This is a genomic window from Paenibacillus taihuensis, from assembly GCF_003386535.1.
Lineage (GTDB): Bacteria > Bacillota > Bacilli > Paenibacillales > Paenibacillaceae > Paenibacillus_Z > Paenibacillus_Z taihuensis.
In genome coordinates this window covers 61452-74903 of record NZ_QTTN01000006.1, presented here as the reverse complement: position 1 = coordinate 74903, position 13452 = coordinate 61452, and the positions used below count along the sequence as shown (strand labels likewise).

Annotated in this window: 15 protein-coding genes; 3 read left to right on the top strand and 12 right to left on the bottom strand. The window is 50.9% G+C overall.

Annotation, left to right across the window (positions count from 1 at the left end; translation table 11 throughout):
- Window positions 1-15 precede the first annotated feature (15 nt).
- The 3 genes from A8990_RS07025 to A8990_RS07015 are packed head-to-tail and all read right to left on the bottom strand — an operon-like array spanning window position 16 to window position 2727.
- Window positions 16-807, bottom strand: a complete 792-nt coding sequence (locus tag A8990_RS07025; protein ID WP_116188308.1) for an ABC transporter permease — start codon at window positions 805-807, stop codon at window positions 16-18.
- A 4-nt stretch (window positions 808-811) separates the two neighbouring features.
- Window positions 812-1606 carry an ABC transporter permease gene (locus A8990_RS07020; protein WP_116188307.1) on the bottom strand — a complete coding sequence of 265 codons (795 nt, stop codon included), beginning with the start codon at window positions 1604-1606 and terminating at the stop codon, window positions 812-814.
- Entirely contained in the window at window positions 1603-2727 is a 1125-nt protein-coding gene (locus A8990_RS07015; RefSeq protein WP_116188306.1) for an ABC transporter ATP-binding protein, read from the bottom strand. The genes A8990_RS07020 and A8990_RS07015 overlap by 4 nt, the downstream gene beginning before the upstream one ends.
- A 204-nt stretch (window positions 2728-2931) precedes the next feature.
- Here A8990_RS07015 and A8990_RS07010 point away from each other — a divergent pair, with 204 nt between their 5' ends.
- Both A8990_RS07010 and A8990_RS07005 read left to right on the top strand, forming a co-directional pair.
- On the top strand, window positions 2932-4041 hold the full coding sequence (locus tag A8990_RS07010; RefSeq protein ID WP_116188305.1) for an LCP family protein: 1110 nt from the start codon (window positions 2932-2934) through the stop codon (window positions 4039-4041).
- Window positions 4042-4162: 121 nt separating this feature from the next.
- Window positions 4163-5479 (top strand): glutamate-1-semialdehyde 2,1-aminomutase, encoded by a 1317-nt coding sequence (locus tag A8990_RS07005; RefSeq protein WP_116188304.1) that lies wholly within the window; start codon window positions 4163-4165, stop codon window positions 5477-5479.
- Between the two features lie 428 nt (window positions 5480-5907).
- Here the strand turns inward: A8990_RS07005 and A8990_RS32700 are convergent, their stop codons facing one another.
- The 8 genes from A8990_RS32700 to A8990_RS06960 all read right to left on the bottom strand — a co-directional run bounded on the left by A8990_RS32700 (window position 5908) and on the right by A8990_RS06960 (window position 12253).
- Complete coding sequence (locus tag A8990_RS32700) at window positions 5908-6618, bottom strand: DUF1648 domain-containing protein (RefSeq protein WP_181909442.1); 711 nt, start codon at window positions 6616-6618, stop codon at window positions 5908-5910.
- Window positions 6615-7028 carry a GntR family transcriptional regulator gene (locus tag A8990_RS06990; RefSeq protein WP_181909441.1) on the bottom strand — a complete coding sequence of 138 codons (414 nt, stop codon included), beginning with the start codon at window positions 7026-7028 and terminating at the stop codon, window positions 6615-6617. The genes A8990_RS32700 and A8990_RS06990 overlap by 4 nt, the downstream gene beginning before the upstream one ends.
- Window positions 7029-7136: 108 nt before the next feature.
- Window positions 7137-7979 (bottom strand): inositol monophosphatase family protein, encoded by an 843-nt coding sequence (locus tag A8990_RS06985; protein ID WP_116188300.1) that lies wholly within the window; start codon window positions 7977-7979, stop codon window positions 7137-7139.
- 202 nt (window positions 7980-8181) lie between these two features.
- Complete coding sequence (locus A8990_RS06980) at window positions 8182-8862, bottom strand: sortase (RefSeq protein WP_116188299.1); 681 nt, start codon at window positions 8860-8862, stop codon at window positions 8182-8184.
- Window positions 8859-9767: a hypothetical protein gene (locus A8990_RS06975; protein WP_116188298.1), complete on the bottom strand. Its 909-nt coding sequence runs from the start codon at window positions 9765-9767 to the stop codon at window positions 8859-8861. Before A8990_RS06975 ends, A8990_RS06980 begins: the two co-directional genes overlap by 4 nt.
- An 86-nt stretch (window positions 9768-9853) precedes the next feature.
- Complete coding sequence (locus tag A8990_RS06970) at window positions 9854-10537, bottom strand: TasA family protein (protein WP_116188297.1); 684 nt, start codon at window positions 10535-10537, stop codon at window positions 9854-9856.
- Between the two features lie 69 nt (window positions 10538-10606).
- Window positions 10607-11188, bottom strand: coding sequence for a signal peptidase I SipW (gene sipW / locus A8990_RS06965; RefSeq protein WP_116188296.1), 582 nt, complete (start codon window positions 11186-11188; stop codon window positions 10607-10609).
- A gap of 15 nt (window positions 11189-11203) precedes the next feature.
- Complete coding sequence (locus A8990_RS06960) at window positions 11204-12253, bottom strand: hypothetical protein (protein ID WP_147306783.1); 1050 nt, start codon at window positions 12251-12253, stop codon at window positions 11204-11206.
- A 487-nt stretch (window positions 12254-12740) separates the two neighbouring features.
- On the opposite strand from A8990_RS06960, the gene A8990_RS06955 reads away from it, so the two are divergent.
- Window positions 12741-13085, top strand: coding sequence for a helix-turn-helix domain-containing protein (locus A8990_RS06955; protein ID WP_116188294.1), 345 nt, complete (start codon window positions 12741-12743; stop codon window positions 13083-13085).
- Between the two features lie 30 nt (window positions 13086-13115).
- Here the strand turns inward: A8990_RS06955 and sinI are convergent, their stop codons facing one another.
- A complete protein-coding gene (sinI, locus tag A8990_RS06950) occupies window positions 13116-13253 on the bottom strand; it encodes a DNA-binding anti-repressor SinI (protein WP_116188293.1) in 138 nt (45 codons plus the stop codon).
- Window positions 13254-13452 lie beyond the last annotated feature (199 nt).

Here is a 13452-nt window from a genome sequence, read left to right as displayed (position 1 = left end):
AACTAACCTTTGAAATTACGATCCTGCTCCCCGATATTTCTTCACGCCGAGGTTCCATATCCCGAGCCCGATCGCTCCGACGACAATCCCCATAACAGGCGTCAGAATCGCAAGCTTGGACAGACCGGCATGGTCCTTATCCAAGAAGTACGAAGCCGGGATTACCCCGACAAAAGCAAACGGAAGAAGCCACGTCAGCGTGAAACGGATGATCTTGTTATAAATATTAACCGGATAACGCCCATAGTTCGAGATGTTATACATAAGCGGCAATATGCCCGTCGGCGCATCCGAGTAGAACGAGATCGCTGTCAGTGCCGTGAACAACCCCGCGTAAATCATGATGGAACCAATGGTGAAAATGACCATCATCAGGATATCCACGACGCTAAACGCAAGTCCGAGATCGCCCCAGCTGAGCACCATAATGACAAGTCCTACGAGCGAGCCGAACAGAGACGGCGGATCGAGATTTTCCAGCAGCACCTGATACAGATTGTAAGCCGGACGCGTCAGCACGCGGTCGAACTCGCCTTTGACAATATAACGATCGCTGAAATTCCAAATATTGAAGAACGCGCCGAAGATGCCCGCTGGCACCATGAAGTAGCCGTAGACGAACACAACCTCCGCCTCCGACCAGCCTCCAAGCGCCGGCGTATGCTGGAACACGATCAGAATGAAGATCAGGTTAACCCCTTGGAACAAGAGGTCCGACAGCAGCTCTACCCAGAAATCCGCGCGATATGTCAGCTTCGTCTTCGCGTAGTTCTTCATATACTCCATCGCAAGTGACCAATAGAACATTGCCTTAACCCCCTTGCACGAACAGCCGGGTCCGCGCCATACGCCAGATCAATGCGATCGGGATGATCAGCACGAGGAACCAGATGAGTTGGATTCCGAATACGCGCAGCACATCATCGCCGGCCGTGCGGCCCGTGAAGACGGAGCTCGGCAAGTACGTGATCGCTTGGAACGGCAGCCATTTCATCGTCACGGCGAGCCACCCCGGGAAGAATGACACCGGAACAATTACGCCTGAGAACAAGTCCACGACGACGCGTTTCATCCGCAGCATCCCCTCATTGTTCTCCACGAAGAATGCGAACAGGCCTACCAGCATATTTATTTGTGTATTTATTAAGAAACTGAAAAGCAGCATGACGAGGTATATGCCCCATGTTCCGAGATCGGTCGGCAGCTTCACCGGGAATATCAGGCAGACAAGCGCGAGGCCTGGCCCCATGAACAGCAGCAGCCGGAATAATCCTTCGCCAAAGCCCTGCATGAGCTTCACGAACAAGTAGTTGTATGGACGGATGAACTGGACGGCTACGCTGCCGTCTCTAATTTCATTCGCGATCTCGCGGTCCAGGTTGTTGAAGTAGAACGCTCTCGCCATCCAGGATACCGCGACGTAAGTGGTCATTTGGGCAAGCGTGAAGCCCGCCAGCACCTTCTGATCGCCGAAGATCGCTTCCCAGAGAAAATAGTACGCGCCGATGTTGATCGTGTAGATAACGATCCCGCTGTAGTAATTCACGCGGTAAGCGAGCATCATGAGGAACCGGATACGGATAAGTTCGAGATAGGCGCTGTTCATCGCTGCTGCACCTTCTCCTCGTCAGACGCGGCAGCGACTGTCGCTTTGCCGCTCTCTGTCTCGTTCGCTGCTTCCTCCGCGCTTGACGGCTGGCTCAGCTTATCTGCCGCCTCGCTCGAAGCAGAGCCGGATTGGTAAATTTCACGAACGATCTCATCGGTGTTCGTCTCCATGATCTTGATGTCGCGAATGTCCGCGCGGCTGCCCACGACACGTGCCAGCGCATCCGATACGTTCACTTCATGCGGAAGCCACATTGTTGCGGTAAGCTCGTTGTCGACCGTCCATGTAACGCCATGCAGACCTTCGGTCAGCTGCTTCAGTACATCAAGCGGCGGCAATTCGCCGAATTGGAACTGCAGCTCGCGTCCTTTGCTCCATCTCGCTTTCAGCTCATCAAGGCCGCCGTCGTAGATAATGCGGCCGTCGTCGAGCATAATAACGCGCGAGCAAAGTGCTTCGATGTCTTGCAGATCATGTGTGGTAAGCAGGATTGTGGTGCCATGCTCCCTATTGATCTTTTTCAGAAACTCACGGATCTCCGTCTTCACGACAATGTCCAGACCGATCGTTGGCTCGTCAAGAAACACTATGGATGGGTTATGCAGCAGCGAAGCTACAAGCTCGCAGCGCATCCGCTGACCTAGGCTGAGCTTACGCACAGGGCGATTTAGCAGATCACCGAGGTGAAGACGCTCAACCAATTCATCGAGCCTTTGACGGAATTCCGCCTCCGGCACCCGGTACACCTTGCGCAGCAGCTGGAACGACTCGATAACGCCGATATCCCACCACAGCTGACTGCGCTGACCGAATACGACGCCGATGCCGCGTACGAACTTCTCCCGCTCCTTGTACGGCACGAACCCGTTGACCTGCAGATGACCGGAGGTTGGGACTAGAATGCCTGTAAGCATTTTGATCGTCGTCGACTTTCCGGCGCCATTCTCGCCTATGTAGCCGCAAATTTCACCTTGCGGAATTTGAAACGAAATGTCCTTGACCGCAGTAATATCATTATACTCGCGCTTAAACAGGTCTTTTAGCGCACCGCCAAGACCTACGCGGTTCTTCTGAACTTGAAACTGCTTGCGCAAATCTCTTACATCTATTGCTAGCATATTATCATGCTCAGCTCCTCTCTTTTCGACATTTCCTGGGAAATGTCGCCGTTATTCGTTTCTAGCAGATAAAACTTGCTTCTCTACGACAATCCATTTTATAATTTTAAGATATGTAAAGCTATAGGGTTAACCAAAAATGTCGGCACGTTTACTCGACTATACAAAAAATTAAAATTCGGTCTTAGGAGGAAAGCAACGAAAATGGCACGTGCACGTTCTCAGCAACCCAAAAAGAGAAAGCCATGGAAATGGGCGCTACTCGGCGTAAGTGTAGCCATCCTCATGGTTGTCGGTTTCTTTATTTATCAAGGTGTCGGAGTCGTACAAGGCTTGGACGGAATCAGCAAGCCGCAGGATGAGTCCAGATTCGGACAGTTCGAAGTTAAACCGGAAGAGAAGCCGCCGGAATGGACAGGTACAGAACGCGTCAACATTCTCATTATGGGCGGCGATAACCGCGGTCTGAAGAAGAATGAAACAGCACGTTCCGACTCGATGATGGTCGTTTCCGTAGATCCGGTTACGAAGAAAGCGCACTTATTCTCTGTTCTGCGTGATACGTATGTAGACATTGACGGACATGGCGATGGCCGAATTAACACAGCGCTCGCGCTTGGCGGTCCTAACCTGGCCATGAAGACAATCGGCGACTTGCTCGGTCTTAATATTCAATATTATGTGTATACCGACTTCGAAGGATTCAAGTCTCTGATCGATGCGCTCGGCGGCATCAAGGATTTCGATGTCGAGAAGGATATGAACTACGTCGATAATGCCGACGGCAACCGTTACGACATTCACTTGAAGAAAGGCATTCAAGATCTTGACGGTACAAAAGCGCTCCAATATGTGCGTTTCCGTCACGATGCGATGAGCGACTTCACACGTACAGAGCGTCAGCGCAAGCTGCTCTCTGCGGTAGCCGATGAGCTGAAGAACGGCTGGAACCTGCTAAAAATGAAGAAAATCGTGAACAGCATTCAGCCGTATGTAGAATCCAACATCGAATTGACCGATATGATGAAGCTGGCTGAGCTAGGCGTTAAGACGAGCGTAGCCGGTCAAACGCAAGTCCCTCCGATGGAGCTGCTTGGCGGCGAGAAGGTCGGCGGCGCTTCCGTGCTCGCGGTTAGCGACGATGGTAAGCTGCTCGCTTTCGTCCAAGACGAGTTGGCAAAAGACAACACGCCTGCTGCAACAGATCCGGCTGCGGATGGCAGCACAAGCACGGACGGCGGCACTAACGCGGGTACGGGTTCGAATTCGACGAGTACGAACAGCGGGAACACTGCGAACGGCACAAGCAAATAAAATCGGTTGAGGAGAGGCTGAAATGGACTGGACAGGTCCGTTTCGCCTCTCCTTTGTTGTGTCGCCGCATTCGTAGCGGTACAATAAGGAATATTATCCGGCCAGGAGGTTCTAATTCGTTATGACTATTCAACGACCGCGCTCCGAACAGCTCTATGCGGAAGCGCTCGAACATATTGTCGGCGGCGTCAACAGCCCGTCCCGATCTTTCAAAGCCGTTGGCGGCGGCGCGCCTGTCTTCATGAAACGCGCGCAAGGCGCGCACTTCTGGGACGTCGACGATAACCGCTATATTGATTACTTATGTGCGTACGGCCCGATCATTACCGGCCATGCGCATCCGCATATTACCGAAGCCATCACTCGTGCAGCTGCGAATGGCACGCTGTACGGCACGCCGACCGAGCTTGAAATTACGCTTGCCCGCATGCTGAAGGAAGCGATCCCTTCGATGGACAAGGTTCGCTTCGTCAACTCCGGCACCGAGGCCGTAATGACGACAATCCGCGTCGCTCGCGCCTACACGAAGCGCAGCAAAATCATCAAGTTCGCCGGCTGCTACCACGGCCACTCCGATCTCGTGCTCGTTGCCGCAGGCTCCGGCCCTTCGACGCTCGGCATCCCGGACAGCGCAGGCGTCCCGGTCAGTATCGCGAACGAAGTCATCACCGTTCCGTTCAACGATCTAGAGGCCTTAAGCGTCGCGCTTGAGACCTTCGGCGACGATGTGGCCGCCGTTATGGTCGAGCCGATCGTCGGCAACTTCGGCATGGTGATGCCGGAGCCGGGCTTCCTGGAAGGCTTGTGCCGCATGACACGTGAAGCCGGCGCGCTCGTCATCTACGACGAAGTCATCTCTGCCTTCCGGTTCCATTACGGCAGCGCGCAGACCTACAGCGCGTTCCCGGATCACGCTGCCACCCGGCCAGATCTCACGGCGCTTGGCAAGATCATCGGCGGCGGCTTGCCGATCGGCGCCTACGGCGGCCGCAAGCATGTGATGGAGCAGGTCGCGCCGCTCGGCCCAGCCTATCAGGCGGGCACGATGGCCGGCAACCCGGCCTCCATCTCGGCAGGCATCGCCTGCTTGGAGGTGCTCCAGCAGCCAGGCGTGTACGAGCGGATGGATGCGCAAGCGATAGAGCTCGCGTCCGCGCTGCAAGGGTCAGCGGATAAGCATGGCATTCCGCTGACCATTAACCGCATCCGCGGCTCGTTCTCCGCGCACTTCTGCGACCATCCGGTGACGAACTACGATGAGGCGCAGGACACCGACGGCGAGCGCTTCGCGGAGTTCTTCCGCCTGATGCTCGACCAAGGCATCTGCCTCGCCCCGTCCAAGTATGAGGCGTGGTTCCTCACCACGGCGCATACGAGCGAGGATATCGCCGCGACGATCGCGGCGGCGGAGCGAGCTTTTGCTCAGATGGCGCGGTAGATAAGACGAAAGAGTGGTCCCTAGGACCACTCTTTTATGTTTTGCGGGTGATTTTCGCCAATGTGTGGTTCCACGTACCACTCTTTGACGTTTTGGTGGCGATTTTCTCTAATGTGTGGTTCCACGTACCACTCTTTGACGTTTTGGTGGCGATTTTCTCTAATGTGTGGTACCACGTACCACTCATACTGAATTGAGCCACATGTAGCTGGTTTGCTGGACTTCTTTCGGCGATTTCCCACATTCTCCGCCAATGTAGCCGGTCTGCTGGACTTCTTCGGCTGTATTTTCCCATTTCCACCTCATGTAGCTGGTCTGCTGGACTTCTTTCGGCGATTTTGTTCTTTCTCCGCGAATGTAGCTGGTCTGCCGGACTTCTTCCACTCCCCTAACAAAAAACGCGCACACCGACTGGTGACGCGTCTCCCCTATTTCACTCCCAAACCACGATCCCAACGATGATGAACGGCACCGCCAATATCCCGAGAAAAATCACCCAGCCAAGCGGTCTGCCGAAATTGACCGTCCACCCGATACCATGCCGCTTCGGCACGAGAAGCGCAGGGTCCTGCGGGTTGTAGTAGAAGCCCCCCTGCGATCCATTTGCCCGCCCCTTCGCCGACGTCTCCATTTTGCATATGGATGCCTAATTTCCTCACATAGACGATAAGTGCGGCAACCCCCGCAATGATGCAGATGAGCAAAATAATCGTCGCCCACATCGCGCCTCTAATCGGCCAGCCGTACAAGATCGTTGCTTGTACATAACTAAAAAAAGCGACGAGCACAAGCGACAGCACATACAAAAGCAGTCCGTTCGCATAGCGAAATTGTCGCTGCTTCTCCTCCGGCATTCCTCTTCCCAGCGCTGCCGCATCGGAAGTAACGACACGCTCGGCCCCCATCAACAGGGCGAGTAGAAACAGCTGGATGATGTTCAAAATAAACACGCTGCCGCCGTTCTTCTCCTCATAACGGTCCGGGTGAAAAGCAATTTCATAATGAACCGCCAGCCGCTCCGGTATCCGATCCCATAGCAGCACCGCCGCAATTACCGATGCCGCGATAAGGATGCATTGGACCAAATACCAGCTCGCTGGAACCCGCACCCGTCCCGTATTCCGTATACCTGCCGTCATTCCAAAGTGTCTCCCATCCTCGTTAAGTCGCTGCGATATATGCTTACACATGCTTTGCTGAATTCGGCCTCTGACATGCCTCTTGCTCTTCCTTCTGCCGCCAGCGCTTGGAGCTGCTTTTGCAGACGGTTCATATACGCCTCCGTCACCTTCGGCATCTCGGCCAGAGATGGAACGAGCACGCCTAACCTGCCGTCATAGCGCTCCTGCAGGAAACCTTCCTTGAGCAGCGTATGGTACGCCTTGTTCACCACCTGCGATTTGACCCGCAGCGCGGAAGCGAGCCGCCTTGCCGAAGGAAGCGTCTTGCCTGGCTCTATCGCACCTGAAGCGATCCCGGCTATAATTTGCTGCGCAATCTGCTCATGCATCGGCACATCGCCTTGTATATCAAGCTCAATATACAACATGCAGCCAGCCTCCTCTCCATGAAGCTTCATACGCTATTCTATGCAAAAGAACGCCTCTTCTCCCATCATGCCTGGACGGTTCAAGAGACGTTCTTTATAAGCAAACTATTAGTTGCCGGATTCCGCCTGCTGCAGCGCATGCAGAAACTCGTCATGGATATGAGCATTCGAGGCCACGACGTGACGCACGCCGAGGTCATATGGATTTCCTTTAATGTCCGTAAGACGTCCGCCGGACTCGGTGACGAGCAGCGAGCCAGCTGCCAGATCCCACGCATTGAGTCCGAGCTCCCAGAATCCGCTCAGACGACCAGCCGCCACATACGCCATATGTAACGCCGCCGATCCCCCGGAGCGAATATTGCGCACTTGCGGCACAAGCGCCTGCAGCCCCTTCATATTCAGCGGAAGCGCGTAGTTCGGATCTGCCGGGAAGCCTGTTGCGATCAAGCTCTCCCGCAGGTTCTGTTCGGACGACACGCCCATACGCCGACCGCGCACGTAAGCGCCTTTGCCTTTCTCTGCTACAAACAGTTCATCGCGAATAGGGTCGTACACGACACCTACGATAACTTCTCCACGATGCGCAAGCGCAATCGAAACGGAGAAGAACGGGAAGCTGTGCACGAAGTTCGTCGTTCCATCGAGCGGATCAACGACCCACAGATACTCGGCGTCCCTCACGGATTGCAGCGCACGAGTCGATGCTTCCGGTCCCGGTTCAACGCCTTCTTCCCCCAGAAACGAATGATCCGGGAAATGCGTCTGTACCAAATTTCGAATCATCATCTCTGCGCCTTTATCAACTTCGGTCACAAGATCCTGCGCGGAATATTTTAACGACAAGCTCGTATGGTTGCCGAGCTTCGTCTTAATCCATTCTCCAGCTTTGGCCGCGCAATTAATTGCGACAGCGGTAAAGCTCTTGCCCCCAATAATCTGGTCACTCACGGCTGATCACACTACTTTCCTATGAGTTCAATATTCTTATTACAATACGATACGAATGAAGCAGAGTTTCAGCTGCTGCTGCTGGCGGTATCTTACTTAGTTTACTTCATTTCCTGACCCGAATGCCAGCCGACTAGGGAATTTGTGGCACAAAAAAAAAACACTTCGTACCGCCTTTATCCGGCAATACGAAGTGAATAGGCTACGAACTAGGTCTAAGCCTGGCCGTAACCAGATATCGCTGAGGCGCTGTTCCGACAAACTGAAATGGATAACAAGTAACTAAAGTCAGCAGATGGTCCTCGGATTGCACGATCGCGTTCCTCTCATCCGCATCCACAATGTCCGTATTCGTTATGACATAATCAAGCGTACCTGCGAATGTGGTGACTTCAAGGTTGTCGCCAATCTGCAAGCGGCCTAGATCCCGGAAAACAGTCTCTCGGTGCCCAGCGAGAACACTATTCCCTATTGATCCGAGGCTGCTGCTCCCCGTATAGTGTCCGATCCCTCTACCCAACTGCTTGCTTTCTGTACCCTCCAGAATGGCAAAATGTTTTCTCAGCCGCGGGATATACAGCTCGCCTAAAATATCGTCTGGACCATCTGATGGCGCGCCGCCCTGGAGCGTACTGCCATCTTCGTCTTGGGCGGGCTTCAACACATTCTCATCAGTCCGGGCAGGACTAACGAGTCCAGCCGGAACAATAATCTCCTCCGATAGGTCTGCATGCGCTGCATGGGCTTGTTTCAGCTGCTCCCATTCTTTAAGCGCCGAACTTTCTCTCAGCGGTGCGGACACTATCTGATAGCCTGCATACACAAGCACGCCAACGGAGAGTAGCAGCACGATCTTCGCAACCATAACCGCAATGCTTCTCATCGACGCCCTTGCCGCTTCACTTCAGGCTTTTGTCTTAACTTAATGAGCAGGAATCCCGATGCTGCAATCAGGAGTGAACTAACCAGAACCAAGTTGTACCAATTCGCAGCTGTTTTGGGCAATGTCATAGGCATCGCAGGAGGAGCATCACCAACCAGAGCAGCAAGAGGCCCTTGTGTCAGCTCTAGTTCACTGGACTGCGCTTGGCCTGCGCCTTGCGTTGAATCTTCATTCGGTTGCGACGCTGCAGGTATAGTTACCGACGGCGGCTCTGTTGTCTGTGCTGTTGGTGTTTGATCTGGTACTTGATCTGGTGTCTGATCCGGTAATTGATCTGGTGTTTGTTCCGGCGTTTCAGTTGGTGTCTGATCCGGCTGCTGCCCAGGCTGCTGCTCCGGCGGATTGGAACTACCCGGATCTGGGACAGGCGCTGGGTTCGTGACAGCATCAAAATCAAATGCAACCTTCACTTCTTTACCTTGAAATTCATTGCCGGCTTCCGGCGGCATTGCAATCGTAAAAACGATTGTATCTTCTTTCTTTACATCGAGCTCACCAAGCTTCGTTTGCTGGGTAATGCCGCTTAATTTGCCTTCATAAATAATCGTGTCTCCGTCGCGAATACCGAAGTCCAGCAGCTCAAAGAAGCTTCTGTCACCGGAAATAAATCGGGCCGCCAATTCATACGCGAGCGCTTCGTCATCAACATTGCGTATCGTTAGTTGGGAGATCTGGCTGTCTCCAGGCTTCATATTGCCTATATTCAGAAAGCTAACAGGGTTAGCGTCGATTTCGAGTTTAATAACATCTGCGCTTGCCGGATCGGCATGCCAAGCAAGCCCGATGATAACGATAATCAACAAACTTATTGCTGCGAATATGCGGTACTTTACACTCCATTTCATACCTCGATACGCTCCTCCAAAGTAACAGATATGAATAAGAAAAGGGTGGGACGCCCCACCCTTTCGTTTTATGCGTGAATTAAGCCTTAGTTAGCGTTTGTGATTGGATTTGCAATTGTGGCAGGGTTAGCATTGCCAATGTTTTGGTTATTCACAGTACCTGCACCCTGTCTAGCATCGAAGTTGAATGTCAGATGCGCTTGCTTGCCTTGGAGGTCATTTTGAGGAACGTTGGTTTCAGGGAATTTAACCATCATACGGAAGCGGTGGTCGTCGACGCCTGCACCAGCTTTAATACCGTCTGGAGTCAGGTTAAGCTTGCCATCGGCAGTCAGATATTCAGCCTTGATTTTGCCAGCATAGTTACCAGCAATTGCATCCGACAATGTGATATCTTGCGAGTTCATGAGCAGATATTCATTGTTATTGCCAACACTTACAAAGTAGCTGATTGTCAACGTATTCAGCAAACCAGCATCGCTGCCTGCATCGGAAGTAAAGCTCATCAACGTGTTAGCGATATCCAGGGAACCGATGTTTTGAAGAACGAATTGTCTTTCAGTAACGTCGCCTGGTTTCATATTGACCAGATCAAAGTTAGCCGGGAAATCCCATGCTTTAGTAGCGTTAAGATTGATAGTACCGGATGCGAAGGAGTTTTGAATCGATGAACCAGCGTCGTTGAAGTAAGCATATGTACCGCCGCCAATCAGTGAAAGACCCAAGCTTGCCGTAATAATACCCATACCCAATTTTGCTTTAATACTCATTTGATAATTCCTCCATTTACCCCACCGGGTTTATTTTTATATATTGAATCTTTATCTAGGATAAAGATTTCAACCAGAGACATTGGAATCTGCTTTAGATTCCTTCGGTTTGATCTCTAATTTGGATATAATTTTCCAAATGTTAGTGATCGAGTAAAGTATCAACAGTACGCCAGGTACAATTAGAAGCCATAGCGAGCCTGGCTTGGATTTAGCAAAATCTATAAAGTACCCGAGTTGCGGTACCGTAAAGCCAGAGTAAGTAGCGACAACATTTTGAGAGAGCACCTTATCCGTATCCGGAGCTGGGTTGTTATCACCTTTCGTTTGGTACATCACTTGGCCATTGCCGGTATTAAGGACATCTATGATTCGGTGCGTAATGACAATCTCTTGTCCGTTCATCACTTGCCGAAATGTGATGACATCGCCTTTTTTAAGTTTTGATGCATCCTGAATCGGTTTAATTGCAATAATGGAGCCTGTTTTGATACCTGGTTCCATGGAACCGGAGAGTACCGTTTTGAGCTGATATCCAAAGAAGCTTGACTCGCCACCTGACTTTGATGCAAATACAGCAAGCCCTACGGCAAGCATCAGAACTAGCAATACTCCAGTGACAAAATTGCTAACCCACTTTTTCACTCTCATTGCTGCTACCACTCCTTAATTTGTTTCCAAAATCGGCTGCTGAAGTGCTAATTGATCCTGGCCTTGATCGGACGGTTGGTCCTCTTGTTGTTGGTCCTCTTGTTGTTGGTCCTCTTGCTGATCCTTTGATGGATCTTGGGGTTGTTCTTGAGGTTGTGCCGGCTCTTCCTGTTCTGACTTATCTATCTCATCCCCGGCAGGTTCGTCGGCATTCACTGAATCCTCCGAAACGGCCTTCGCTTGTTCTCGACTCGCAATCTCATCATTTATTTGCGCAAGCTGCTGTTGCAGGGTCGAGCTTTGTTGTGCGAGTGAGCTGTTCGCGCCTGCTAGTGATTGTTGAGCGCCTTGATAGAAGCCAATCGCAGCAGGACTTATCGTCGAACCGTCATTGTTGGAGAGTCCCACGGCACTAAGCTCCGGTTGGCTGCCTGACAATGCGCTGTGAATCGCTCGAGCTTGATTCTTCAGCGACTCTGAAGCGGCACCGCCTGCTTGCATCGAGCTCAGGAATTCGCTCAAGCTGGATTCGCTCGGTGTAATGCAGTTCATGCTTACGCTGCCGATATATCCAGAGAGCTGAGACAGCACTGCTGCTGCCGAAGCAAGTTCACTTTGCGTGCTTTCAAAAGCAGATGTATTGCCGCTTGAGAGACTCTCGATGGATTGCCGGCGGTCCGAAATATTGCCGACCTTCGCGTTTATTTCGTTTATCCATTGGTTAAGCTGTTCGTCTGTAGCCCCGGCTAAGTCCAGATCCGCGATCCCTTCACCGGCCGAACCAGAATAGCCAGCGATACTCAGGTAATCAGTTCCAGCCAAGTTCATATGTTGAACGAATTGGCTCAGCAGCTCCTCGATCTGACTCGGATACACCGAGCAAATTCCGATTGAGCCGCCATCGATCTCAGCTCTGGCCGTGAATAACCCGTATGTCTTACCCGTACGGCTGGATATGGCAACGAATATGAGAAACACGATGGAGACGGAGTTAATGGCAAGGAAGAGAACCTTCTGATTTCGCGACTTTCGCCTTCGTTTTCGTTTTTCAGTTCTTTTGAGCAAGTGGCCCCTCCTGTCTTTACAAAGAACATTTCGTTCGTTATCAAGAACAACTCGCACATTTAATATAGCCCAGCTTCCTTATTTTTGAAAAGTCCCAAATTGAATCGAATTTTCTCATTTAAGAACATTTTCACACTGAATCACTCCATTTATCGCCAGTTATCTTATGTTATCTCCATTTTTTGTTCGTTTTAAAGAACGAATGAAGACAAAATCAATAAAACAGGCAGATTTCGTTTGCTGGAGAGACGTTCAAAAGATTATCATAGGTATAACCCTCTTCGAAGCTGCGAGAGTAGAAGAGATCGAAAGAACTGCAAACAAAAAACATCTGACCAATGATGGCCAGATGTAGGAATACCTTACGCAAACCTTTACAAACGACTAGGTTAAACGTAAGATAAATTTATCTATTGTAGGAATTTGTAAGTTTTTTACAAACATGAAATCTCGTAATCAACCATTACATATAAGAGGAGGCGTAGCGATGATAGAAGAAATCGGCAAGAGAATTCAACAGCTCCGCACGGAACGCAGTATATCCTTATCCGAGCTCGCCGAACGTGCTGATGTTGCCAAATCTTATATAAGCAGCGTTGAACGCGGACTTCAATCGAATCCTTCCATTCAATTCTTGGAGAAGATTTCGACAGCGCTTGACGTTTCGATACACGACATTTTATACGGCAATTCTGCTGCACAAGAGAAACTGCTGGACGATGACTGGCAGCAACTTCTTCGAGATGCTATGGCTTCCGGTATTAGTAAGAGTCAGTTCAAAGAATTTCTGGAGTTTCAGAAATGGAAGAAGAATAACGAAGGCGCCAATTAGAATTTCGGGCTGGTTCGAGTGCTCTATCTTCTAGTTGGCTTTTTTTTGCAATTGAAATTCTTTAATAAAAGCCCGAATTTCCTCCGCGGTTACGCCTATTTCCTTTGCCAGCAGCAATAAAGAGATCCAGTCATATTCTGCTGCCTCTTCTTTTACAGAAGTGATCATGAAGTGGTACTCCCCCTCAATTACCTTTGAGAATCAACTTCTTCTTATTAACCCCTACAGACAATTCTGGAAAATTTTTAGCAATTGAAGTAATAAAAGTCAATTTCTTTAACTGATCTTTATGATACAGATTGTATACAGAAAAGGTTGTCGAACGATGTTGGCGATCAAAATTTTTTTTGGACAATAAGTCCTAGAA